Below are 23,079 nucleotides of genomic sequence, written 5' to 3' on the forward strand. Positions count from 1 at the left end.
GGTCGGCCCCGGAGGGGGGCTGTCACAGCGGAGGATTGCACCGCGGTTCCGCGCCTCAGGAGGGGGACGCTCCCCGCTCGACCGTCTCGATTTGCATCGATGCGGATCCGTGTGCAACACTCTTCGAGTTGCAAAAACGCGGCCCCATCGTTTAGCGGCCTAGGACGTCGCCCTCTCACGGCGGTAACGCGGGTTCAAATCCCGCTGGGGTCACCACGGCAACACCAGGAGAACCCCCGGCTCAGGCCGGGGGTTCTTCTGCGTTAACGGCCTCGTCCAGGCCCGGTGGAAGCGGTCGGCCCTCGGGAGGCGCTTGCTCGCGCGGCCCCGCTCGGCCGTGCTCCGCCTCCGCCTCGACGTCCTCGCCCCCACCCGCCGCGCCGACGGTAGGATCGCATCCGCGAAGGGGAGCACTCCGGCCTTCCCGCTCCCTCCGATCACGTCGCACCGCGCGCTCCGGGAGGGGCGGGCTCCGGGCCGTCCCCGCGAGGACCGCCCGTCGGACCTGCTCCGCCGCACCCACTCCCTGCGAAAGGCCCCCATGCTCGATCTGCCCGTCTGGTTCGTCGTCGGCTCCTTCATCGGCCTGACGCTGATCCTCGCCGCCGACCTGCTGATCGTCTACAAGCGCCCGCACGTGCCGAGCCTGAAGGAGTCGAGCCTCTGGGTCGCCTTCTACGTCAGCCTCGCGCTGATCTTCGCGCTGCTGATGCTGATCCTCGGCGACGGCGAGCACGCGGGGCAGTTCCTCGCCGGCTGGCTGACCGAGTACAGCCTCTCGATCGACAACCTCTTCGTGTTCGTCATCATCATGGGGCGCTTCGCGGTGCCGCCGAAGTACCAGCAGGAGGTGCTGATGGTGGGCATCATCATCGCGCTGATCCTGCGCGGCATCTTCATCCTGCTCGGCGCGCAGCTGATCGAGAGCTTCAGCTGGATCTTCTACCTCTTCGGCGCGTTCCTCGTCTACACCGCCTACAACCAGGCGTTCGGCAAGGAGGACGAGAACGAGGGCACCGACAACCTGCTCATCCGCCTGCTCCGCCGCCGCGTCAACATCTCGGACAGCTTCGACGGCTCGAAGATCATCACCGTCATCGACGGCAAGAAGTTCTTCACGCCGATGCTGATCGTCTTCCTGGCGATCGGATCGACGGACCTGCTGTTCGCGCTCGACTCGATCCCCGCGATCTTCGGCATCACGCAGAGCCCGTTCATCGTGTTCACCGCGAACATCTTCGCCCTGATGGGGCTCCGCCAGCTCTACTTCCTGCTGGGCGGCCTGATCGACAAGCTCGAGTACCTCAAGTACGGCATCGCGTTCATCCTCGCCTTCATCGGCGTGAAGCTCGTGCTGCACGCCCTGCACGAGAACGAGCTCCCCTTCATCAACGGCGGCGAGCCCGTGCCGGTCTGGGACATCGACACCTGGACCTCCCTCGCGGTGATCATCGTGAGCATGGCGGTCGCGACCCTCGCGAGCCTGGTGAAGATGCGCCGCGAGCACTCGCACATCGAGCTGCACGACGGGCACCCCGAGGTCGTGCACGACCCGGAGGCGACGCGTCCCTCCGACGAGAAGTGACCCGCGGATGACGCCCCTCGAGGTCCAGCTGCCCCAGGGCGTGCTCCACCTGAGCGTGACCAGCAGCACCGACGTCGGGAACGTGCGCCGCGTCAACGAGGACGCCCTGCTCGCCGACGACCTCGTCCTCGCGGTCGCCGACGGCATGGGCGGTCACGCCCGCGGCGACCTCGCCAGTGCGACCGCGGTCGACGCGCTCCGGGCGAACGCCCCCTCCGCCCTCGGACCGGTGGACGCGGTCTTCGATCTCGTCGAGGCGGCGAACGCGGCGGTCCGCGGCCTCGACGTCGGAGGAGAGGTCTGCGGCACGACCCTCACCGGGCTCACCCTCGTGCTGCCCGGCGCGACGGGACCGGCGCGCTGGGCGCTCTTCAACGTCGGCGACTCCCGGGCCTACCGCTGGGACGGCGCCGGTCTCGAGCAGCTCACGGTCGACCACTCGGCCGTGCAGGAGCTGGTCGCAGCGGGCCTTCTGACGCGAGAGCTCGCCGAGACGCACCCGGACCGCAACATCGTCACCCGGGCTCTCGGGGCCGACGACGAGGTCGAGACCGATGTCTGGACGCTGCCGGTCCTGCCGCGCTCGAGCTATCTGCTGTGCTCCGACGGACTGACCAAGGAGCTCTCCGACGAGTCCATCGCGGCGCTGTTCGCCGAGCGCGACTCCGGCGCGATCGGCTCGGCGGATCTCGCCCCCCGGCTCGTGCGCGCAGCCGTCCAGGCCGGCGGGCGCGACAACGTGACGGTCGTCGTCGTCGACGCGGTCCTCGACCCGCGTCGCTGAGCGCGACGCCCCCGCCGTGACCCTCCAACAGGTGTGGTTCTCGGGAGGGGCTCGAGGCGCCGCCCCCGCCGCCGCGTTGGCATACTGGAGGGATGGATACCGCCGAAGCCCTCGATCGCGCGAAGACGCGCTTCGCCGAGGGTGACGTCAGGGGAGCCGTGTCGCTCCTCGAGCGCTGCGTCGAAGCCGATCCCTCGTGGCTCGATCCCCGGGTCCTCCTCTCGGAGCTCTACCGCCGCTCCGGGGACCTGATCGAGGCCGGGCGCTGGGGCTACCTCATCGAGCAGGGGGCGTCGCCCGAGGAGCTGCAGGCCTTCGAGCGCGCTCTCGTCCGCACCGACGACGATCCGTTCGAGCTGGCTGAGCGCGCTCTCGTGGAGCCGTGGGAGCTCGCGGGCGAGTCGTCGCACGCCGCGCGAATGCTCGCCGAGCTGCCCGCGAAGCTCCTGGAGGCCTCCCGCCACGAGGCGGACTCGGCGAACGAGGAGTCCGCGGAGTGGTTCGAGCACGACGCCCTCCCCGCCCGGAAGCGCGGCGGCATCGTCGGCATGCTGGGCGCCGCCGTGGCGGCCGTCTTCGTCGTCGGAGGAGTGGTTGTGGGCACCGCTGCGCTGCTCGTCGTCCCGGCCGTCCTCATCGCCATGCTCGTCACCTCCTAGCGCGTCGCGCACCCGGGAACGGCGCCGGCGCGGTGGTAGTGTCGGGGGATGCTGTTCGGCCGGCTCCTCCTTCTCCGCCGCGACGAGACCTCGATCTGACAGGCCTCCCTCGTCGCGGTGTCCCCGTGGGCTGACCACCTTTCCCGAGGAAGAGAAACCCGTCATGAACGACAGTTCCATCGAGTCCGCGAACCCGATCGCAGGCGCGGTCCGGCCGCGCACGCTGGCCGAGAAGGTCTGGGACGACCACCTCGTCGCCAAGGGCGAGGACGGCACGCCCGACCTCATCTACATCGACCTGCACCTGGTGCACGAGGTCACGAGCCCGCAGGCCTTCGACGGTCTGCGGATGGCCGGGCGACCGGTGCGGCGTCCCGATCTCACCATCGCGACCGAGGACCACAACACCCCGACGCTGGGCATCGACAAGCCCATCGCCGATCTGACCAGCCGCACCCAGATCGAGACGCTGCGCAGGAACGCCGAGGAGTTCGGCGTCCGCCTGCACTCGCTCGGCGACATCGAGCAGGGCATCGTGCACGTCGTCGGACCGCAGCTCGGTCTCACCATGCCGGGCATCACCGTCGTCTGCGGCGATTCGCACACCTCCACCCACGGGGCCTTCGGCGCGATGGCGTTCGGCATCGGCACGAGCGAGGTCGAGCACGTCATGGCGACGCAGACCCTGCCGCTCAAGCCGTTCAAGACCATGGCGATCACGGTCGAGGGCGAGCTGCGCGAGGGGGTGACCGCGAAGGACATCATCCTCGCCGTCATCGCGAAGATCGGCACGGGAGGCGGCCAGGGCTACGTGCTCGAGTACCGCGGCTCCGCCATCCGCTCGCTCTCGATGGAGGGCCGGATGACGATCTGCAACATGTCGATCGAGGCCGGAGCCCGCGCGGGCATGGTCGCCCCCGACGAGACGACCTTCGCGTACCTGAAGGGACGCCCGCACGCGCCCGCCGGTCAGGACTGGGACGACGCGGTGGCCTACTGGCGCACCCTGCCCAGCGACGAGGGCGCTTCCTACGACGCAGAGGTCGTGCTCGACGCCGACTCCCTCGAGCCGTTCGTGACCTGGGGCACCAACCCCGGGCAGGGCGTCTCGCTCTCGCAGTCCGTGCCCGACCCGGACGCGATCGAGGACCCGAACGAGCGCTCGAACGCGCGCCGCGCCCTCGAGTACATGGATCTCGAGGCGGGCACGCCGATGAAGGAGATCCCGGTGGACGCGGTCTTCATGGGCTCCTGCACCAACTCCCGGATCGAGGACCTGCGGGCCTTCGCGTCCGTCATCAAGGGCCGCACGAAGGCCGAGGGCGTCCGCGTCATGGTCGTCCCCGGCTCCGCCCGCGTGCGCATCGAGGCCGAGGCGGAGGGCCTGGACCGCGTCTTCACCGACTTCGGCGCCGAGTGGCGCTTCGCCGGCTGCTCGATGTGCCTCGGCATGAACCCCGACCAGCTCGCCCCCGGTGAGCGCTGCGCCTCGACCTCGAACCGCAACTTCGAGGGCCGCCAGGGCAAGGGCGGGCGCACCCACCTCGTGTCCCCGCTCGTCGCCGCGGCGACCGCCGTCCGGGGCACGCTGTCGAGCCCGTCCGACCTGGAGCCCGCTCGCGAACTGGTGGAGGCCTGATCATGGAGAAGTTCGAGACGGTCACGGGCATCGCCGCGCCGCTGAAGCGCAGCAACGTCGACACCGACCAGATCATCCCTGCGGTGTTCCTCAAGCGGGTCACCAAGACCGGCTTCGAGGACGCGCTGTTCCACGGCTGGCGCCAGGAGGAGGACTTCGTCCTCAACCAGCCGCAGTTCCAGGGCGCGCAGATCCTCGTCGCGGGCCCCGACTTCGGCACCGGCTCCAGCCGCGAGCACGCGGTCTGGGCGCTGCGCGACTTCGGCTTCCGCGTCATCCTCTCCTCCCGCTTCGGCGACATCTTCCGGGGCAACTCGGGCAAGCAGGGCCTGCTGGCCGCGGCCGTCTCCGAGGAGGCGATCGAGCGCCTCTGGGAGCTCATCGACGAGCAGCCGGGAATAGAACCGACCGTCGATCTGGTTGCGCGTACGGTCACCGCCGGTGGCGAGTCCTTCCCCTTCGAGGTCGACGACTACACTCGTTGGCGCCTGATCGAAGGGCTGGACGACATCGGCCTGACCCTGCGCGACGAAGCGCGTATTTCCGAATTCGAGACCCGTCGCGAGAGCTGGCGGCCCAAGACATTGCCGGTGAAATAGCGTGAACACACTTCTGCAGGATGCGAAGGCCCTCCAGGACGCCAAGGCGTCCGGAGCGCGGGTGGGGATGATGACCGAGCGCATCACGATCAACGGCGGCCGTCCGCTGAAGGGCCGGATCGAGCTCAAGGGTGCGAAGAACCTCGTCACCAAGGCGATGGTCGCCGCGCTGCTCGGCGAGACCGCCTCGACGCTGCGCGACGTGCCGGACATCAGCGACGTCCGCGTCGTGAAGGGCCTCCTCCAGGTCCACGGTGTCAAGGTCGAGCAGGGCCCCGAGGTGGGCGAGCTCATCCTCGACCCCTCGAACGTCGAGTCGGCCCACTTCGCCGACATCGACGCGCACGCCGGCTCGAGCCGCATCCCGATCCTCTTCTGCGGACCACTGCTGCACCGCCTGGGCGAGGCCTTCATCCCCGACCTCGGCGGCTGCCGCATCGGCGACCGCCCGATCGACTACCACCTCGAGGTGCTCCGCAACTTCGGCGCGATCGTCGAGAAGCTGCCGTCCGGCATCCGGATGTCGGCGCCCGAGGGCCTGCACGGTGCGAAGGTGTCGCTGCCCTACCCCAGCGTCGGCGCCACCGAGCAGGTCCTGCTCACCGCCGTCCGCGCCTCGGGCATCACCGAGCTCTCGGGAGCGGCCATCGAGCCCGAGATCATGGACCTCATCAACATCCTGCAGAAGATGGGCGCCATCATCTCGGTCGACACCGACCGCGTGATCCGCATCGAGGGCGTCGACCGCCTCGAGGGCTACACCCACCGCGCTCTGTTCGACCGCAACGAGGCCGCCTCCTGGGCGGCCGCGGCCCTCGCGACCGACGGCGACATCTTCGTGGGCGGCGCCCGCCAGCAGGAGATGACGACGTTCCTCAACGTCTTCCGCAAGGTCGGCGGGGCGTTCGAGATCGCCGAGGACGGCATCCGCTTCTACCACCCCGGCGGCGAGCTGAAGCCGGTCATCATCGAGACCGACGTGCACCCCGGCTTCATGACCGACTGGCAGCAGCCGCTCGTCGTGGCGCTGACCAAGGCCAAGGGCGTCTCGATCGTGCACGAGACGGTCTACGAGCAGCGCTTCGGGTTCGTCGACGCGCTGGTCGAGATGGGCGCGACCATCCAGATCCACCGCGAGTGCCTCGGCGGCCAGGCGTGCCGCTTCGGCCAGCGCAACTTCATGCACTCGGCCGTCATCTCGGGCCCGTCGAAGCTGCACGGTGCCGACATCGTGGTGCCGGATCTGCGCGGCGGGTTCTCGCACCTGATCGCGGCGCTCTCGGCCGAGGGCACCTCGACCGTCTCGAACGTGGGCATCATCAGCCGCGGCTACGAGAACTTCCTGACGAAGCTCGAGCTGCTCGGAGCCGACTTCTCGCTCGACGCGTAGTCGCCGCACCGCCTCGGCCACCCGAGGAGCACGACCCGGAGGAGCCCGCATCGTCGGGCTCCTCCGTCGTTCCCGGCCGAGTCGCCCGGGCGGTCTTGTCCTGGGCAGGAGTCCGGGCGTACGGTGTGCGCATTCTCAGGCGGGGCGACCCGCTGGAGCCGCCGCGGTCGAGGAGCGATGATGGACGATCCCGCGATCCTGACCGAGGGCCTGGTCAAGACCTTCGGAGCGACGAGGGCGATCGACGGCGTCGACCTCGCCATCCCGCGCGGCGGCGTGCACGGCTTCCTCGGGCCCAACGGAGCGGGGAAGACGACGACGATCCGCGTGCTCGCGACCCTCCTGCGCCCGGACGCCGGTCGAGCCCTGGTCCTCGGCCACGACGTCGTCGGCGAGGCCAAGGAGGTCAGGCGTCTGGTCAGCCTGACCGGCCAGTTCGCCTCCGTCGACGAGGACCTGACCGGCCGCGAGAACCTGAGGCTGATCGGGCGCCTCTTCGGGTACACGGGCGCCCGCGCCTCGCGGCGGGCCGACGACCTGCTCGACGCGTTCAACCTCCGCGACGCCGCCGACCGCCAGGTCAAGAAGTTCTCCGGAGGCATGCGGCGTCGCATCGACATCGCGGCGAGCATCGTCGTCACGCCCGAGCTGCTGTTCCTCGACGAGCCGACCACGGGGCTGGACCCGCGCAGCCGCAACGAGGTCTGGGACATCGTGCGGGCGATGGTGGCGAGCGGGACGACAGTGCTCCTCACCACGCAGTACCTGGACGAGGCCGACCGGCTCGCCGACCGCATCAGCGTCATCGACACGGGCAGGGTGATCGCGGAGGGTACGCCGGGGGAGCTGAAGGCGTCGGTCGGCTCCGGCTCGCTGCACGTCCGCGTGCTCGACCCCGCCGACCGCTCCGAGGCGCGGCGGCTCCTGGAGGCCGTGCTCGGCGTCGAGGTGCGGGAGGAGGCCGACCCGGCGGCGCTGGCGGCGCGGGTGGACGGCTCCGCCCGGGACGTCACCCGCGGCCTCACCGCGCTCGAGGGGGCCGGCATCGACCTGGCGCAGTTCTCGCTCGGACAGCCCTCGCTCGACGAGGTCTTCCTGGCGCTCACCGGCCGACCACAGGACGCGACGGGCGAGGAGGCCGCGGCATGAGCACTCGGACGAGCGAGGCGACGGCGCCCGATCGGGAGGCGCTGCTCTCGGTGCTGGTGCAGGGCGAGCGGCCCGCGCCGCCCGGTCCGCTCTCGACGTCGCTCACCTTCGGCTGGCGCGCGCTGCTGAAGATCAAGCACGTGCCGGAGCAGCTGTTCGACGTGACGGTGTTCCCCGTCATGTTCACCCTGCTCTTCACCTTCCTCTTCGGCGGCGCGCTCGCGGGCAGCACCGTCGACTACATCCAGTTCCTGCTGCCGGGGATCCTCGTGCAGGGCGTGATCATGATCACGATGTACACGGGCACGACCCTGCGCACCGACCTGGACCGCGGCGTCTTCGACCGGTTCCGGTCGCTGCCGATCTGGCGCCCCTCCGCGCTCGTCGGCATGCTGCTGGGGGACGCGGTGCGCTTCACGATCTCGGCCGTCATCACCGTGTGCCTCGGCCTGCTCCTCGGCTTCCGGCCCGGGGGAGGCGCAGTCGGCGTCGTGCTGGGGGTCCTGCTGCTGCTGGTCTTCGCCTTCGCGCTCGGCTGGATCTGGACCTTCCTCAGCCTGGTGCTGCGCACCTCCGGCTCCGTGATGGGCGTGAGCATGCTGGTGATCACCCCGATCACCTTCGGCAGCAACATCTTCGTCGACCCCTCGACCATGCCGGGCTGGCTGCAGGCCTTCGTCGAGGTGAACCCCGTCTCGCACCTGGTGACCGCCGTCCGCGCGCTGATGGCCGGCGCGGATCCCGGAGCGGACCTCGTGCTGACGCTCGTCTGGGCGGCGGGACTGGTGGCGGTCTTCGGCACCCTGACGATGTGGCGCTACCGCGACGCTCGCTGAGGGGCGATCGGTCCCTCGTCGGGCGGGCGTGGCCGGACGCCTCCGGCGGGCCTCGATGAGAGGATGGGCGGGTGTCTGAACGCAGTCGTCCGTCCATCTTCTGGTTCCTCGCGGCCGCGGTGATCCCCGTGATGACCGCCTCGGTCGATCTGCGGATCCGCGACGCCCACAAGATCCCCTCGACCGGCGCGTTCGTCTTCGCGCCGAACCACTACAGCGAGATCGACCCGATCATCACGGGCTGGACCCTCTGGAAGGGCGGTCGCGCTCCGCGGTTCCTCGCCAAGGCGTCCCTCTTCACGGTCCCGGTCGTCGGAGCGATCCTGCGCGCCTCGGGTCAGATCCCGGTCGAGCGCGCGGGATCGGTGCGCGGCAGCGAGCCCTTGAAGGCCGCGAAGGCGCTCGTCGACGAGCAGCGCTCGGTGATCATCTACCCCGAGGGCACCCTCACCCGCGACCCGGAGCTCTGGCCCATGCGGGGCAAGACCGGAGCCGTCCGGATGGCCCTGCAGTACGACCTCCCCGTGATCCCCGCGGCGCACTGGGGTACCCAGCAGCTGATGGGGCGCTACTCCAAGAAGATCACCCTCTTCCGCCGCAAGCGCGTCGACGTGCTGATCGGCGATCCGGTCGACCTCTCCGCGTTCCGCGGGCGCAGCCTCGACTCCGCGACGCTCAACGAGGCCTCTGCGGTCGTCATGGCCGCGATCACGGCGCTGCTCGAGGAGCTGCGCGGCGAGAGCGCTCCGGCGACCCGCTGGAACCCGTCCGAGCACAACCAGAAGGGGACGGGACGCTTTGACTCCCAGCAGTAGGAGATCCGCACCGATCCCGGTGGCCCGTCGGGTCGCGGTCCTGGGAGCCGGCAGCTGGGGGACGACCTTCGCGAAGATCCTCGCCGACGGCGGCTCGGACGTCGTCATGTGGGCGCGCCGGAGCGAGCTGGCGCGCGAGATCACCGAGGCCAAGCGCAACAGCGACTACCTCCCGGGCATCAACCTGCCGCGCAACATCCGCGCCACTCCGCGCATCGAGGAGGCTCTGGAGGGGGCGGACCACGTGTACCTCTCGATCCCGTCCCAGTCGCTCCGCGGGAACCTCGAGGCGATCACGCCGCACCTGACCGAGCGCACGATCCTGGTCAGCCTGATGAAGGGCGTGGAGAAGGGCACGGGGCAGCGGATGAGCGAGGTGATCGCGCAGATGCTGCCGATCGATCCGAGCCGCATCGCGGTCGCCTCCGGACCCAACCTCGCTCTCGAGATCGCGAAGGAGCAGCCCACGGCGGCCGTCATCGCCTCCGAGAGCCTGGTCACCGCGCAGGAGGTGGCCCTCGCGGCCACCAACCGCTATTTCCGCTCCTACGTCAACACCGATGTGATCGGCACGGAGTTCGGCGGAGTGCTGAAGAACCTGATCGCGGTCGCGATCGGCATCGTCGACGGAGTGGGCTACGGCGAGAACACGAAGGCGTCGATCATCACGCGCGGTCTCGCCGAGATGACCGACTTCGCGGTCGCCTACGGGGCCCGCCCCGAGACGATGTCCGGGCTCGCGGGCCTGGGCGATCTCATCGCCACGTCGAGCTCGTCGCTCTCGCGGAACAACACGGCCGGGCGGCTGCTGGGCCAGGGCTACAGCTTCACCGACGTCGTCAAGTCGATGCAGCAGACGGCCGAGGGGCTCGCCTCCGTCGCGCCCGTCCTCGAGCTGGCGCGGGCCCGAGGAGTCGACATGCCCATCGTCCAGCAGGTGTCGCAGGTGCTCGCCGGTACTCTCGACCCGAAGGACATCGCGCCGCACCTGACCACGGATTCGGACGAGCCACAGGGTGAGAGGAACCTCGATGACCAGCAAGCTCCGCGTAGCCGTTCTGTTCGGGGGCGCTCCAGCGAGCACTCGATCAGCTGCGCCACGGCGGCAGGGGTGCTGACGGCGATCGACCGTGACCGCTTCGAGGTGATCCCGGTGGGGATCACCTCCGACGGCGCGTTCGTGCTCGAGGAGGACCGCCCCGGGAAGTTCGCGCTCGACGCCGCTGCCCTGCCGCAGGTGGAGGACGACGGCAGCCGCGTGCACTGGCCGGAGTCGGCGCTCTCGCGCGAGCTGACCGTCACCCGGGCCGACGGCACCGTCGAGTCGCTAGGCGACGTCGACGTCGTGTTCCCGATCCTGCACGGACCGTGGGGCGAGGACGGCACGGTCCAGGGGCTCCTCGAGCTCGTGGGCCTGCCCTACGTGGGCTCGGGCGTGCTCGCCTCCGCCCTCGGCATGGACAAGCACTTCACCAAGACGGTGCTGCGGGCCGCCGGCATCGCCGTTGCGCCCTGGTACACCGTGGCCGAGGCCCAGTGGCGCAGCGCACCCGGCGACGCGGAAGCGGCGCTGGACGAGCTGGGCCTCCCGGCGTTCGTGAAGCCCGCGCGGGCGGGCTCGAGCGTGGGCGTGAGCAAGATCGAGGCGCGCTCCCAGCTCGCCGCGGCACTCGACGAGGCCTTCTCGCACGACGACCGGGTGCTGGTCGAGTCCGCGATCGTCGGCCGCGAGGTCGAGATCGGCGTGCTCGGGGGTCGCCGCGGCGGGCCCGCGCGCTCCTCCGTCGCGGGCGAGATCGTGGTCTCGGGCCGCGGCTTCTACGACTTCGAGGCGAAGTACCTGGGCGCCGCGGGCATCGAGCTCGTCTGCCCGGCGGACCTCACCGACGCCGAGCTCGACGAGATGCGCGAGCTGGCGGTGCGCGGCTTCGACGCCATCGGTGCCGAGGGCCTCGCGCGGGTCGACTTCTTCCTCACCGCCGACGGGTTCGTCGTCAACGAGATCAACACGATGCCGGGCTTCACCCCGATCTCGATGTTCCCGCGGATGTGGGGCGCGAGCGGTGTCGACTACCCCGACCTCATCAGCGAGCTGATCGAGCTCGCGCTCGAGCGCCGTCCGGTCGCGGTCGCGTGAGCGACGCGGCCCTCGGGCTGCGGATCGAGCCGGGCGCACGGGCGCCGTTCGAGCAGATCCGCGACGGGATCGCGGAGCGCATCGCGGCGGGGGAGCTGCTGGTGGGCTCGCGCCTGCCGCCCGTGCGCGCCCTCGCCGAGGCGCTCGGCACCGCTCCCGGCACGGTCGCGCGCGCCTACAAGGAGCTCGAGGCGGCGGGAGTGGTCGAGACGCGCGGTCGCGCGGGCACGGTCGTCGCAGGGGGGATCGAGGGCGCTGAGCACGAGGCGCAGCTCGCCGCGGTCGCGTTCGCGGCGCGCATCCGGGCGCTCGGAGTCGCCCCGGACGAGGCGCTGCGGACGGTGCGGACCGCGCTCGGCCTCTGAGCCTCGGCCCTCCAGCGCTGGCGATCCAAGCTTGCCGATCGGCGCTGGTCCGATCCGAGCTCTGCCGGTAGGAGCTCAGCCGGTCGGCGTGCCGCTCGGGTCGAGCGTGTCGGTCTCGGAGACGTTCGTGCACTCGCCGACCTTCGGCAGGTACGAGACGGCGTCGGCGAGATCGACCACGGCCGAGGTGCCGGAGGCGCGGTCCTGGTCGACGGTGATCTCGACGGCCGGATCGCGACCGTAGGTGGTCAGCGTGTAGACGTCCTCGTCCGCGCGGCTCTCGTCGATGATCCAGTCCACACCGCTGACCGAGACGCAGAGGTCCGTCGTCGGCCCGGGCACCGCGACTCCGCAGTGCAGGATGACCGCGGCGGGCGTGCCCCAGGCGCCCGTGCCCTGCGCGTTCGTCTCGCGCTCGGGCTGGTCGGCGACCACGTCGGGCAGCCGCACCGAGACCTCGGCGCAGTCGGCGCTCGTCGCGTCATCGGCCGGCTCGAGCGCGACCGGGGCGGAGCAGCCGGCGAGCAGGAGCACGGTGGAGAGGGCTGCGAGGGGGCTGGCGAGGCGGCGGGGGGACATCGCGAGCCAGGCTAGCGTGTGAACCATGGCACCGGATCAGAGTCCCACCCTGGCTGAGCTGAGCGAGGGGGAGGTGCTCGCGAGGGTCCTCTCCCGGCTGGCGGCGGGCGCGCCGGACGGCGGCTCCGAGACGCTGGTCGGCCCGGGCGACGACTGCGCGGTGCTCCGCGCACCGGACGGCCGCTTCGTGGTGACGACCGACATGATGGTGCACGGTCCGGACTTCCGGCTCGCCTGGTCGACGCCGTTCGATCTGGGCTGGAAGGCGGCGGCGTCGAACCTCTCGGACGTCGCCGCCATGGGCGCGCGGCCGACAGCGCTCGTGGTGGCGATCGCGGCCCCGCAGGACCTCGGCGTCGACGTGCTGGAGGGCATCGCCGACGGACTCGCCGCCGGCTGCGCGGCGATGGCGCCGGGCTGCGCGGTGGTCGGAGGCGATCTCTCCGCCTCCGCGACGCTGACGCTCGCGATCACCGCCTTCGGGTCGCTCGACGGGCGGGCACCGGTGTTGCGCAGCGGAGCGCGCCCGGGCGACGTCCTCGCCGTGGCCGGTGCGCTCGGGGAGGCGGGTCTCGCCCTGCGGCTCCTCTTCGAGCGCGCGCAGGAGGACGGGGCGCCCTCGGTCCGACTCGCCCGCCTCCTCCGGGAGCGGCACCCGCGACTGCTCGACGCCCAGCTGCGGCCGACGTCCCCCCTCGCAGCAGGGATCGCCGCAGGAGGATCGGCCACGGCGATGATGGACGTCTCGGACGGCGTGGTGCTGGACGCCCGGAGGATGGCGCGCGCGAGCGGAGTCGTCCTCGACCTGGACCCGTCCGCGGTCGACGCTCACGCCGCCGCGCTCGACGTGGTCGACGGCGTGGACCCGGCACTGGCCCGGGCACTCGTCCTGGGCGGGGGAGAGGACCACGCGATGCTCGCGTGCTTCCCGCCGGACGTGGCGCTGCCGGCCGGCTTCACTCCGCTGGGACGGGTGCGCGAGGGCGCGCCGGAGGTGCGGCTGGGCGGGGTGTCGCTGGAGGACCGGGGAGGCTGGGACCCCTACGCGGGCTGGGACGGCGCGTCGGGCTGACCGCTCAGTCGGCGTCGGGCCGGGAGGCGTACCAGACGGCCGTGTCGCCGTAGTCCTTCCGGCGCTCGCGCTCGAGCCCGACCGGCCAGGCGGGCTCCGGGCTGCGGGTGCTGCGCTCGACGACCACGACGGCGTCCTCGCGCAGCAGCGGCAGCACTGCTCGGAGGTCGGCGGCCAGATCGTCCTCGCTCAGGTCGTACGGCGGATCGACGAGCACCGTGTCGACGAGGAGTCCGGCCGAGCGGTCGAGGAACGAGCGGACCGACGACGTCACCACCTCGATCCGCGGCTTCGGCAGCCGATTGGCGGTCGCCGCGGCAGCGAGGGCGCGAGCGTTGCCGTCGATGACGCGGGCGGACGACGCGTCCCGCTCGACCAGCACGACGTAGGAGGCGCCGCGGCTGGCCGACTCGAGGCCGAGCGCGCCGGAACCGGCGTAGAGGTCGAGGACGGTCGCTCCGTCGAGTGCATCGCGGGCCTCGAGCGCCGAGAAGACGGCCTCGCGGACGCGGTCGCTGGTGGGGCGGGTGCCCGCGCGCGGGACCTTCAGGGTGAGCGATCCGGCGAAGCCGGAGATGATCCTGGTCACCGTCCCGAGCATAGGGCGGCGGCTCCTGGCTGGGAGACCGCTCGGACCGACCGCCCGTCACCCGTTCGAGACTGAGAGAATCGAGGATCATGACGTCCCTCGATGACACCCTCGCCGCTGTCGGCGCCCCTGCCGGTCCGAGCGCGGCGACGACGCCGATGTCGCGCGAGGAGTTCACCGCCCACTGCCGTGCGATCCTCCGGAATCTCACCAGCGTCATCGACGGCAAGGACGCCGAGGTCTCGATGGCGCTGACCGTCTTCCTCGCCGGCGGCCACCTGCTGATGGAGGACGTGCCGGGCACCGGCAAGACGGTCCTCGCCAAGTCGCTCGCCGCGTCCGTCGGGGGCAGCGTGGCGCGCATCCAGTTCACCCCCGATCTGCTCCCCTCGGACGTCACCGGCGTCTCGGTCTACAACCAGGCGACGCGGGACTTCGAGTTCAAGCCCGGACCGGTCTTCGCGAACATCCTCATCGGCGACGAGATCAACCGCGCCTCGCCCAAGACGCAGTCCGCGCTGCTGGAGTGCATGGAGGAGCGCCAGGTCTCGGTCGACGGCATCACCCACCTGCTGCCGCGCCCGTTCGCCGTCGTCGCGACGCAGAACCCGGTCGAGATGGAGGGCACCTACAGCCTCCCGGAGGCGCAGCGCGACCGCTTCATGGCGCGGCTGTCGCTCGGCTACCCGGACGAGCGGGCCGAGCTCGAGATGATCCGCACGCGCGACGCCGCGAGCCCGCTCGATGCCCTGCGCGCGGTGATCAGCCGCGACGAGCTCGAGCGGATGATCGACTACGTCCAGACGGTCTACGTCGCGCCGCCCGTGCAGGAGTACGTGGTCGCGATCATGCAGGCCACCCGCATCGACCCCGAGCTGCGGCTGGGCGGGAGCCCGCGCGCCACCCTTCAGCTGATCGCCGCCGCGAAGGCGCTGGCGGCCATCAGCGATCGCGACTTCGTGGTCCCGGACGACATCGACGCCCTCGCCGTCCCCGTGCTCGGGCACCGGCTGCTCCCGGCGACGCGCCTGCCGGGTCGCTCGGGGACGAGCGCCTCCCACTCGGTCACCGAGATCGTCCAGCGGATCCTGGCGTCGACACCGGTGCCCTTCAGCGGCCGTGGCGACTGAGCGGCGCGGCCAGGACGGCCCCTCCTCGCGGATCGGCTCCCTCCCCGCGCTCGGCGGCGTCGCGCTGACCCTGCGCGGGTGGACCTTCGCGGTGCTGGGCACCGCGGCGATCGTCGCGGCACCGCTGGTCGAGTTCCGCGAGCTCCTCTTCCTCGGCCTCGTGCTGCTCGGGCTGCCGTTCGGAGCGGTCCTCTCCCTGGCCCTGAAGACACCCCGGCTCCAGGTCCAGCGCCGCTTCGCCCCGCGGGTCGTGGCGGTCGGCGACGTCGTCGACGTCGACGTCGTGCTCGAGAACCGGGGCGCGCCGCTGCGCTCGCCCGCCCGCGCCGAGGACAGGCTGACCCGCCTCGAGCACGGCGCCTCCTCGGACAGCGCCGCCGCGCGGGGAGGCTTCGGCGTCCCTCCGATCGCCGGTGCGGGTCAGCGGACGAGCCGGGTGCGGGCCCGCTACCGCCTGCCCGCCGGGCGACGCGGCATCCACCGGCTCGGCCCGCTCCGGCTCGTGCGGAGCGAGGCGCTCGGGATGGCGCTGCGCGAGAGCGTCGTCGGGTCGGCGCAGCCGTTCGTCGTCACTCCGCGCGCCGTGCCGCTCGAGAGTGACGTGCTCGACGCGTTCGGCGCCGGCGGATCCAGTCCCGTCGCCCATGCGACGGCGGGCTCCGGCACCGACGACGTGATCCCGCGCGACTACCGGCCGGGCGACGCGATGCGCCGTGTCCACTGGCGTGCCAGTGCGCGCTCGGGCGAGCTGATGGTGCGCCAGGACGAGCAGAACACGGATCCGCACGCGTGGATCCTGCTGGAGTCGCGGGCGAGCCGGGTGCTCGGCGCCACCGGACGGGCGGGCGCGCGCGGCGGGGACGACCGGCTCGAGTGGGCGGTCTCCATGACGGCGTCGATCGCCGTGCACCTGCTCGATCGCGGTTTCGAGACCCACCTCGTCGAGACCGGCGCCGGTCCCGGCATCGAGCACTCCGAGGACGAGCGCGAGGTCGCGCACGACGTGCTCCTGAGACTCGCCGAGCTGGCACCGGCGCCCGACTCCGGCGACGCCGTCCCGCGCATCACGGCCGAGATGCGCGAGGCCGGGGAGCGCGCCCCGTCTTCGCCGTGCTGACGCGGCTGCAGGAGGAGGACCTCGACGCCCTCGCCTCGCTCGCCTCGCACGCCCGACCCGCCGTCGCGTTCCTCGTCGAGGGCACGGAGCAGGAGGCGGCCGCACTGGCGTCGCTGGGCTGGTACCCCGTGGCGACCACCGCGGGCATGAGCGTCGAGGAGGCCTGGTCCCAGGCGCTCGCTCTGCGGGCGATCGCATGAGCCGCCGCACCGAGAGCGATCCGCGGGCCGGCTCCGCGCTGCTCTCGCTCCTGCTCTGGGCCTCGCTGGTCGCCGCCGCCTCCGGTGTGGGACGGCTCCTGGAAGGCGTGGGCTGGCTCGTCCAGCTCGCTCTCGCGGTCGCCGTGGTGCTCGCCGTGCCGGCCGGAGCACGGGCTCTGCGCGCGCACCCGGTCGTCCCGCCCGTGCTCGGGACGCTGACCGCGGTCGTGGTGCTGACGGCGATGTTCGTCCCCGCCCGCGCGCTCCTCTTCCTCGTTCCCACGCCCGCGGCGATCGCCGACGCGCAGGATCTCGCGCAGGCGGGCTTCACGTCGATCGCTCAGCAGGGGCTGCCGGCGGTGGCCGACAGCGGCATCGCGTTCCTGCTCGTGGGCGGGGTCGTCGTCCTCGCCTGGGCCGCCGACCTCTTCGCGTTCTCGGTGCGGCTGCCCGCGCTCTCGGGGCTGTTCCTGCTCGCGCTGGTCGCGGTCCCCGCGATCATCGACCCGAGCGGGGTGTCGTGGCCGAGCCTCGTGCTCACCGCCATCGCCTACGCGGGGGTCCTCGTCGCCGGGTCGCGCCCCGAGCGCCGAGCGCCCGCCCGACGGCTCTCGCTCGCCGCCGCCCTCCCGGCGGTGGCCGTGGTCGGCACGGTCGTCGTCGCGGCGGGGGTCCTCGCGGGCTCGGCGACCGGGTACGTCCGCGCGCCGTCCTCCTCCGGGGTCTCGGGCACGCTGTTCAACGGTTCGATCGACCCGGTCGTGGCCCTCGGCGACGATCTGCGGCGGCCCAACCCGGTCACCGTGCTCCGCTACGCGACCGACTCCGATCTGCCGGTGTACCTCCGCGTGCTCACGGTCTCGGACTTCCAGGGCGAGAACTGGGCGCCGAGCGGCACGGAGGAGACCGCGCCGATCGAGGCCCCCATCGCACCGGAGGGACTCGCCGAGAGCGTGCCCCGCGAGACCGAGGAGGTCGAGGTCTCGGTCGAGACGCTACGCAGCGAGTGGCTGCCGGTGCCGTATCCGGTGGCGGCACTCGAGGGCATCGGCGACGGCTGGCTGCAGGACGTGCAGGACGGGTCGATCCGCGGCGACGCGACGACCCGGGCCGGCGACGAGTACGCCGTCGAGGCCCTCCGCCTCGATCCGGATCCGCAGCAGCTGCTCGCCGCGCCCGCCGCGGGCCAGGGTCTCGAGCGGTACCTGGAGCTGCCCGACGACGTCCCGGCGGTGGTCGGCACGACGGCGGCCGAGGTGACCGCGGAGGCCGGCAGCGCCTACGACCAGGCGAGGGAGCTGCAGTCCTTCTTCCGCTCCTCCGCCTTCACCTACTCGGAGGACACTCCCGCCGAGGAGGGCTACGACGGCGACGGCGTCGGTGTCCTCGAGTCGTTCCTCGAGGTGCGCGAGGGCTACTGCGTCCACTTCGCCTCCGCGATGGCCGTCATGGCCCGCGAGCTCGGGATCCCCTCGCGGCTCGCCATCGGCTACCAGCCCGGATCCGTGGTGCCGTCGGCCGACAGCGACCTGACGAGCTACCGGCTCCTGTCCTCCGACCTGCACGCGTGGCCGGAGCTCTACTTCGAGGGTGTCGGCTGGCTGCCCTTCGAGCCCACGCCCAGCCGCGGCGCCCCCGCCTCGTACACCCTGCCGAGCGCGACGTCGTCGACCGGTTCGACCCCGGGCGCCTCGTCGAGCGCGGCGCCGGAGGAGGAGAGCGAGGCGGAGGCGACCCCGACTCCCACCGCGTCGACGGCCACCGCGACTCCGGGAGCCGCCGGAACCGTCGTCGGCCCCTCGGCTCCGGCGGTCACCGCCTGGGTCCTCCTCCTGCTCCTGCTGCTCGTGCCCTGGCTTTTGCGCGTAATGCAGCGCTCGCTGCGGCGACGCGCTGCGGGGGCGGGCTCCGCGGAGGCGGCCTGGGCGGAGGTGCTCGCGAGTGCCCGGGATCTCGGCGTGCCGGTGGAGGAGACCGACTCGCCCCGTGCTCAGGAGGCTCTGATCGGGGGCTCGCTCGGCGACGACTCCGACGCTCGTCGGGCGCTGGGCGGACTCCGCGACACCGTCGAGCGCGCGCGGTACGCCCCGGTGCCCGCGGCCGAGGCCGCGGGCTGGACCGCGGGCGCACGGGTGGTGCGAGCGCTGCGCGCCGCGGCGGGCACCCCGCGCCGCACCTTCGCCGCGGTGCTCCCGCGCTCGGCGCTCGGCGCGTTCTCCCGCGTCGGACGTCCGAGGGTCGACCTATGATCGCTAGGTGATCCCGGACCCCCTCGACGCCTCGCTCGCGCCGGTCGTCGGCCCGCGCACCGCCGCGGCCGTCGAGAAGGCCTTCGGATACCGCACGGTCGGCGAGCTGCTGGGCCACTACCCCCGTCGGTACGCCCAGCGCGGCGAGCTGACGGAGCTCTCCCGGCTCCCCGTCGGCGAGAGCGTGACGATCGTGGCGGAGGTGCGCGAGGTCCGGGAGCGGCCGATGCGGAACCGCCGCGGCTCACTGCTCGAGGTCATCATCTCGGACGGCACCGGCACGCTGTCCCTGACCTTCTTCGGGCAGCCGTGGCGGGCGGCGAAGCTGCGGAGGGGAATACGGGGGATCTTCGCCGGGACCGTGTCGATGTTCCGCGAGACCGTGCAGCTCACGCACCCCGATTACCGGCTCTTCGAGGACGAGGAGGCCGCGACGGCCGAGGCCGACAAGGGCTCCGCGCTCGCGAAGGACTGGGCCGAGCGCCCGATCCCGATCTACCCCGCGACGAGCGCGATCTCGAGCTGGCAGTTGCAGGCCGCCATCGGCGTGATCCTCGACGGCCTGCGCGACGTCCCCGATCCGATGCCGGAGTCGGTCCGCGCCGGCCGCTCGTTGATGCCGCTGGGCCGGGCGCTCGAGCTGATCCACCGGCCGGCGCGCGAGGGCGAGGAGTCGCAGGCGCGCGAGACGCTGCGCTTTCACGAGGCGTTCCTCCTGCAGCTCGCGCTGCTCGAGCGCCGTGCCGCCGCCCGGGCGACTCCTGCGACCCCCGGGTGCCGGCCCCCGGCGGCTGGCTCGAGCGCTTCGACGCCGCTCTCCCGTTCGCCCTGACGGGCGATCAGCGCTCCGTCGGCGCCGAGATCGCGGACGACCTCGCGGGGGAGAGTCCGATGTCTCGCCTGGTGCAGGGCGAGGTGGGGGTCGGGCAAGACGCTCGTCGCGCTGCGCGCCATGCTGGCCGCGGCCGAGAGCGGCGGCCAGGCCGCTCTGCTCGCGCCGACCGAGGTGCTCGCGGGCCAGCATCTGCGCTCCATCGTGAGGACCCTCGGTCCGGAGCTGTCGACGGCCCTCGTCCCGACGCTCCTCACGGGCGGGCTGGGAGCGGCCGAGCGGCGCGCGGCGCTGCTGCGCATCGTCTCGGGCACGGCCAAGATCGTCGTCGGCACGCACGCGCTGCTCGGCGACAAGGTGACCTTCTACGACCTGGCACTCGTCGTCATCGACGAGCAGCACCGGTTCGGGGTCGACCAGCGCGACGCGCTCCGGCGCAAGGGCGCCGTGCCGCCGCACGTGCTCGTGCTCACCGCGACGCCGATCCCGCGCACGGTCGCGATGACGGTGTTCGGCGACCTCGACACGTCCACGATCCGCGAGCTGCCCGCCGGTCGTCCCGGCATCACGAGCCACGTCGTGTCCCTCACCGACACCCCCGGCCTGATCGCGAGGGCGTGGGAGCGGGCGGAGGAGGAGATCCGCAAGGGCCACCAGATCTACCTCGTCTGCCCGGCCATCGAGCCCGGCGAGGCGGCGGAGGGGGCGGCGGCGACCGCGCCGGAGGAGGCGGCCACGCCGCTGTCGACCGTGGCGCAGACGCTCGAGGGCGTCCGCTCGCACGCGCTTCTCAAGCACCGCCGCTCGGCCGCACTGCACGGCCGCATGACGACGGAGGAGAAGGACGCCGTCATGCGCTCCTTCGCCGCGGGGGAGATCGACGTCCTCGTGTCGACGACGGTGATCGAGGTCGGCGTGGACGTCCCCAACGCCTCGATGATGATCGTCCTGGACGCCGAGCGCTTCGGCGTCTCGCAGCTGCACCAGCTGCGGGGCCGGATCGGCCGCGGCGGCGTGCCCGGGGTCTGCCTCTTCGTCACGGCTGCGGAGGCGGGCACCATCGCGCGCGAGCGGGTGGAGGCCGTGGCCGCGACGCTCGACGGCTTCGCACTTGCGGAGGTCGACCTCGAGCTGCGCCGCGAGGGCGACGTGCTCGGCGATTCCCAGTCGGGCGGACGCTCCTCCCTGCGCCTGCTGCGGGTCGTGCAGGACGCCCACCTCATCGTCGAGGCGCGCGCGCTGGCCGAGCGCCTGCTCGAGGAGGATCCCTCCCTCGCCGCCCACGACCGGCTCCGCGCGGCCCTCGAGCGCCGAGTGCAGGACCGCGACCGGGAGTTCCTCGCGAAGAGCTGATCGCCCCTGACGGGTGACGCCGACGCCCGGAGGGGCGGGGGACCGGCCGGTACGCTGTCGGCATGGCCCGCATCGCCGTCGTCCCCGGCTCGTTCGACCCCGTCACCCTCGGTCACCTCGACGTCATCGAGCGTGCCGCGCGCCTCGTCGACGAGCTGCACGTGGTGGTCGTGCACAACCCCGCGAAGACGGCGCTTCTGCCGATCTCGCAGCGGGTCGCCCTGATCGAGCAGTCGATCGCGGAAGCGGGCATCGAGGGCTCGATCGTCGTCGCGTCCTGGAGCATGGGCCTGCTGGTCGACTACTGCGTCGACGTGGGCGCGACCATCCTGGTGAAGGGCATCCGCTCGCAGGTCGACGTGGCGTACGAGACCCCGATGGCCATCGTGAACCGCAACCTCGCCCACGTCGAGACGGTCTTCCTGCTCCCCGACCCCGCGCACGCGCACGTCTCGTCGTCGCTCGTGCGTCAGGTCTCGAGCCTCGGCGGCGACGTGGCGCCCTACGTGCCGCCGGCGGTCGCCGCGTACCTCACTGCCTGAACACCGCCGCGTCGGCCGGGCGGCGCGCCGAGGGGGAGAATGGACGGGTGAGTGCGACACGCGTCCAGGCCTGGGCCCTCGACGGGATCCCCGAGGTCTCGCCCGGGGACGACCTGCTCGAGCTGATCCTCGCGGCCGTCGCGGGGGCCGCCGACGAGGACCGCCCCGTCGACGGGGACGTGCTGGTCGTCACGAGCAAGATCGTCTCGAAGGCCGAGGGCCGCGTCGTCGCGGCGGTCGACCGCGAGGACGCGATCACCGCCGAGACCGTGCGGGTCGTCGCGACCCGCGCCCACGCCCACGGCGTCACCCGCATCGTCGAGAACCGCCTCGGCATCGTCCAGGCGGCCGCGGGAGTCGACGCGAGCAACGTGGCCGAGGGCACCGTGCTCCTGCTCCCCGACGATCCCGACGCGTCCGCCCGCGCCCTCTGCGCCGGTCTCCGCGAGCGCCTCGGCGCCCGGGTCGGCGTGGTGGTGAGCGACACCCTCGGCCGCGCGTGGCGGGTCGGTCAGACGGACGCCGCCATCGGAGCGGCGGGGCTGCACGTCGTCGACGACCTGCGCGGAGCCGTCGACGCGCTGGGGCGCACCCTCGGTGTCACCATGCCGGCCGTGGCCGACGAGATCGCGGCGCTGGGCGACCTGGTCAAGGGCAAGTCGAGCGGGCGCCCTGTCGCCGTCGTCCGCGGGCTCGGACGGTTCGTGACCGGCCTCGACGCCCCGGGCGCGCGCACCCTGACGCGCACCGGACCCGAGGACATGTTCCGGCTCGGCGCCGACGAGGCGTACGCGGAGGGCTGGGCGGCGGCCGTCGCGGCCCGGGGCGAGGCGTCGGAGTGAGCACTCGCTGGAGCGCGGTCGTCGTCTTCAAGGGCCGGGGTGCGTCGAAGACCCGCCTCGAGCACGAGGGCCGGTCCGCCCTCGCCGAGGCGTTCCTGCTCGACACGCTCGCGGCGGTGGGAGCGGCGACCGGTGTCGACCTGCTCGTGCTGGTGACGTCCGACGCGGCCGCCGCCGCGCGAGCCGTCGGGCGGCATCCCGCCCTCGTGCTCGTGGAGGACCCGGGATCTCTGAACTCCGCCGTGACCGCGGGCGTCGACGCGGCGCTCCGCCTCGCCCCCGCTGCTCCCGTGATCGCCCTGACCGGCGACCTGCCCGCACTCGCCGCGGCCGATCTCGACGGCGCACTGACCCTCGCGACGGCGCTCCCGGCCGTCGTCGCCGACCGAGCGGGGACGGGCACCACAGCCCTCCTCGTCGCGGCGGCCGCGCGCGTCGCGCCCGCGTTCGGCCCCGACTCGCTCCGCCGCCACCGCGACGCGGGCTGCCGCGTGCTCGACGTGCCGCGCGACTCGACGCTGCGCCTGGACGTGGACACCGTGGACGACCTGCGCGACGCCGAGGCGGCGGGAGTCGGGCCCTGCACCGCCAGGGAGCTCGCGGAGGCGGCCTGAGG

The 23,079-nt window shown here is 72.5% G+C and carries 23 protein-coding genes and 1 tRNA gene; 22 read left to right on the forward strand and 2 right to left on the reverse strand.

Annotated elements, in window-relative coordinates; translation table 11 throughout:
* The first annotated feature begins 140 nt into the window (after positions 1-140).
* From AC0CID_RS02000 to AC0CID_RS02055, 12 genes are all read left to right on the forward strand, one after another.
* Positions 141-216, forward strand: a tRNA-Glu gene (locus AC0CID_RS02000).
* Between the two features lie 325 nt (positions 217-541).
* On the forward strand, positions 542-1,585 hold the full coding sequence (locus tag AC0CID_RS02005; RefSeq protein ID WP_465225610.1) for a TerC family protein: 1,044 nt from the start codon (positions 542-544) through the stop codon (positions 1,583-1,585).
* Between the two features lie 7 nt (positions 1,586-1,592).
* Positions 1,593-2,369, forward strand: coding sequence for a PP2C family protein-serine/threonine phosphatase (locus AC0CID_RS02010; protein ID WP_465225611.1), 777 nt, complete (start codon positions 1,593-1,595; stop codon positions 2,367-2,369).
* 92 nt (positions 2,370-2,461) lie between these two features.
* The gene (locus tag AC0CID_RS02015) at positions 2,462-3,028 is read left to right on the forward strand and encodes a DUF6584 family protein (protein ID WP_465225612.1); all 567 of its coding nucleotides are present in this window, start codon (positions 2,462-2,464) and stop codon (positions 3,026-3,028) included.
* Between the two features lie 163 nt (positions 3,029-3,191).
* Positions 3,192-4,667 carry a 3-isopropylmalate dehydratase large subunit gene (gene leuC, locus AC0CID_RS02020; protein ID WP_465225613.1) on the forward strand — a complete coding sequence of 492 codons (1,476 nt, stop codon included), beginning with the start codon at positions 3,192-3,194 and terminating at the stop codon, positions 4,665-4,667.
* Positions 4,668-4,669: 2 nt separating this feature from the next.
* Entirely contained in the window at positions 4,670-5,266 is a 597-nt protein-coding gene (gene leuD / locus AC0CID_RS02025; protein ID WP_465225614.1) for a 3-isopropylmalate dehydratase small subunit, read from the forward strand.
* 70 nt (positions 5,267-5,336) lie between these two features.
* On the forward strand, positions 5,337-6,656 hold the full coding sequence (gene murA / locus AC0CID_RS02030; RefSeq protein ID WP_207402548.1) for a UDP-N-acetylglucosamine 1-carboxyvinyltransferase: 1,320 nt from the start codon (positions 5,337-5,339) through the stop codon (positions 6,654-6,656).
* Between the two features lie 177 nt (positions 6,657-6,833).
* Entirely contained in the window at positions 6,834-7,805 is a 972-nt protein-coding gene (locus tag AC0CID_RS02035; RefSeq protein WP_465225615.1) for an ATP-binding cassette domain-containing protein, read from the forward strand.
* Entirely contained in the window at positions 7,802-8,641 is an 840-nt protein-coding gene (locus AC0CID_RS02040) for an ABC transporter permease (protein ID WP_465225616.1), read from the forward strand. The genes AC0CID_RS02035 and AC0CID_RS02040 overlap by 4 nt, the downstream gene beginning before the upstream one ends.
* A 131-nt stretch (positions 8,642-8,772) precedes the next feature.
* Positions 8,773-9,456: a lysophospholipid acyltransferase family protein gene (locus tag AC0CID_RS02045; protein ID WP_465228030.1), complete on the forward strand. Its 684-nt coding sequence runs from the start codon at positions 8,773-8,775 to the stop codon at positions 9,454-9,456.
* Between the two features lie 19 nt (positions 9,457-9,475).
* On the forward strand, positions 9,476-11,593 hold the full coding sequence (locus AC0CID_RS02050) for an NAD(P)H-dependent glycerol-3-phosphate dehydrogenase (protein ID WP_465225617.1): 2,118 nt from the start codon (positions 9,476-9,478) through the stop codon (positions 11,591-11,593).
* The gene (locus AC0CID_RS02055; RefSeq protein ID WP_207402492.1) at positions 11,590-11,958 is read left to right on the forward strand and encodes a GntR family transcriptional regulator; all 369 of its coding nucleotides are present in this window, start codon (positions 11,590-11,592) and stop codon (positions 11,956-11,958) included. The genes AC0CID_RS02050 and AC0CID_RS02055 overlap by 4 nt, the downstream gene beginning before the upstream one ends.
* A gap of 75 nt (positions 11,959-12,033) precedes the next feature.
* Here the strand turns inward: AC0CID_RS02055 and AC0CID_RS02060 are convergent, their stop codons facing one another.
* Positions 12,034-12,537: a DUF3515 domain-containing protein gene (locus AC0CID_RS02060; protein WP_465225618.1), complete on the reverse strand. Its 504-nt coding sequence runs from the start codon at positions 12,535-12,537 to the stop codon at positions 12,034-12,036.
* Positions 12,538-12,562: 25 nt separating this feature from the next.
* On the opposite strand from AC0CID_RS02060, the gene thiL reads away from it, so the two are divergent.
* A complete protein-coding gene (gene thiL / locus AC0CID_RS02065) occupies positions 12,563-13,609 on the forward strand; it encodes a thiamine-phosphate kinase (protein ID WP_465225619.1) in 1,047 nt (348 codons plus the stop codon).
* A gap of 4 nt (positions 13,610-13,613) precedes the next feature.
* Here the strand turns inward: thiL and rsmD are convergent, their stop codons facing one another.
* Positions 13,614-14,198 carry a 16S rRNA (guanine(966)-N(2))-methyltransferase RsmD gene (gene rsmD / locus AC0CID_RS02070; RefSeq protein WP_465225620.1) on the reverse strand — a complete coding sequence of 195 codons (585 nt, stop codon included), beginning with the start codon at positions 14,196-14,198 and terminating at the stop codon, positions 13,614-13,616.
* Positions 14,199-14,356: 158 nt separating this feature from the next.
* Between rsmD and AC0CID_RS02075 the strand changes: the two genes are divergently transcribed.
* The 9 genes from AC0CID_RS02075 (at position 14,357) to cofC (ending at position 23,077) form a co-directional block, all read left to right on the forward strand.
* Entirely contained in the window at positions 14,357-15,328 is a 972-nt protein-coding gene (locus tag AC0CID_RS02075; RefSeq protein WP_207402546.1) for an AAA family ATPase, read from the forward strand.
* Positions 15,318-16,445 (forward strand): DUF58 domain-containing protein, encoded by a 1,128-nt coding sequence (locus AC0CID_RS02080; RefSeq protein ID WP_465225621.1) that lies wholly within the window; start codon positions 15,318-15,320, stop codon positions 16,443-16,445. Before AC0CID_RS02075 ends, AC0CID_RS02080 begins: the two co-directional genes overlap by 11 nt.
* Positions 16,439-16,645, forward strand: a complete 207-nt coding sequence (locus tag AC0CID_RS02085; protein ID WP_465225622.1) for a hypothetical protein — start codon at positions 16,439-16,441, stop codon at positions 16,643-16,645. The genes AC0CID_RS02080 and AC0CID_RS02085 overlap by 7 nt, the downstream gene beginning before the upstream one ends.
* Positions 16,642-18,894 carry a transglutaminase TgpA family protein gene (locus tag AC0CID_RS02090; protein ID WP_465225623.1) on the forward strand — a complete coding sequence of 751 codons (2,253 nt, stop codon included), beginning with the start codon at positions 16,642-16,644 and terminating at the stop codon, positions 18,892-18,894. Before AC0CID_RS02085 ends, AC0CID_RS02090 begins: the two co-directional genes overlap by 4 nt.
* A 7-nt stretch (positions 18,895-18,901) precedes the next feature.
* Entirely contained in the window at positions 18,902-19,726 is an 825-nt protein-coding gene (locus AC0CID_RS02095; protein WP_465225624.1) for an OB-fold nucleic acid binding domain-containing protein, read from the forward strand.
* Between the two features lie 6 nt (positions 19,727-19,732).
* On the forward strand, positions 19,733-21,079 hold the full coding sequence (locus AC0CID_RS02100) for an ATP-dependent DNA helicase RecG (protein ID WP_465228031.1): 1,347 nt from the start codon (positions 19,733-19,735) through the stop codon (positions 21,077-21,079).
* Between the two features lie 62 nt (positions 21,080-21,141).
* Complete coding sequence (coaD, locus tag AC0CID_RS02105) at positions 21,142-21,621, forward strand: pantetheine-phosphate adenylyltransferase (RefSeq protein ID WP_207402486.1); 480 nt, start codon at positions 21,142-21,144, stop codon at positions 21,619-21,621.
* A gap of 47 nt (positions 21,622-21,668) precedes the next feature.
* Positions 21,669-22,463 carry a coenzyme F420-0:L-glutamate ligase gene (locus AC0CID_RS02110; protein ID WP_465225625.1) on the forward strand — a complete coding sequence of 265 codons (795 nt, stop codon included), beginning with the start codon at positions 21,669-21,671 and terminating at the stop codon, positions 22,461-22,463.
* Entirely contained in the window at positions 22,460-23,077 is a 618-nt protein-coding gene (cofC, locus tag AC0CID_RS02115) for a 2-phospho-L-lactate guanylyltransferase (RefSeq protein ID WP_465225626.1), read from the forward strand. Before AC0CID_RS02110 ends, cofC begins: the two co-directional genes overlap by 4 nt.
* Positions 23,078-23,079 lie beyond the last annotated feature (2 nt).

This window comes from Rathayibacter sp. AC451 (genome assembly GCF_979253095.1).

Bases quoted from the DNA above. Each gene is read 5' to 3' on its own strand.
- AC0CID_RS02005 (WP_465225610.1), top strand. From the start codon at position 542: ATGCTCGATCTGCCCGTCTGGTTCGTCGTCGGCTCCTTCATCGGCCTG.
- AC0CID_RS02010 (WP_465225611.1), top strand. From the start codon at position 1,593: ATGACGCCCCTCGAGGTCCAGCTGCCCCAGGGCGTGCTCCACCTGAGC.
- AC0CID_RS02015 (WP_465225612.1), top strand. From the start codon at position 2,462: ATGGATACCGCCGAAGCCCTCGATCGCGCGAAGACGCGCTTCGCCGAG.
- leuC (WP_465225613.1), top strand. From the start codon at position 3,192: ATGAACGACAGTTCCATCGAGTCCGCGAACCCGATCGCAGGCGCGGTC.
- leuD (WP_465225614.1), top strand. From the start codon at position 4,670: ATGGAGAAGTTCGAGACGGTCACGGGCATCGCCGCGCCGCTGAAGCGC.
- murA (WP_207402548.1), top strand. From the start codon at position 5,337: ATGACCGAGCGCATCACGATCAACGGCGGCCGTCCGCTGAAGGGCCGG.
- AC0CID_RS02035 (WP_465225615.1), top strand. From the start codon at position 6,834: ATGATGGACGATCCCGCGATCCTGACCGAGGGCCTGGTCAAGACCTTC.
- AC0CID_RS02040 (WP_465225616.1), top strand. From the start codon at position 7,802: ATGAGCACTCGGACGAGCGAGGCGACGGCGCCCGATCGGGAGGCGCTG.
- AC0CID_RS02045 (WP_465228030.1), top strand. From the start codon at position 8,773: ATGACCGCCTCGGTCGATCTGCGGATCCGCGACGCCCACAAGATCCCC.
- AC0CID_RS02060 (WP_465225618.1), bottom strand. From the start codon at position 12,537: ATGTCCCCCCGCCGCCTCGCCAGCCCCCTCGCAGCCCTCTCCACCGTG.
- thiL (WP_465225619.1), top strand. From the start codon at position 12,563: ATGGCACCGGATCAGAGTCCCACCCTGGCTGAGCTGAGCGAGGGGGAG.
- AC0CID_RS02075 (WP_207402546.1), top strand. From the start codon at position 14,357: ATGTCGCGCGAGGAGTTCACCGCCCACTGCCGTGCGATCCTCCGGAAT.
- AC0CID_RS02090 (WP_465225623.1), top strand. From the start codon at position 16,642: ATGAGCCGCCGCACCGAGAGCGATCCGCGGGCCGGCTCCGCGCTGCTC.
- coaD (WP_207402486.1), top strand. From the start codon at position 21,142: ATGGCCCGCATCGCCGTCGTCCCCGGCTCGTTCGACCCCGTCACCCTC.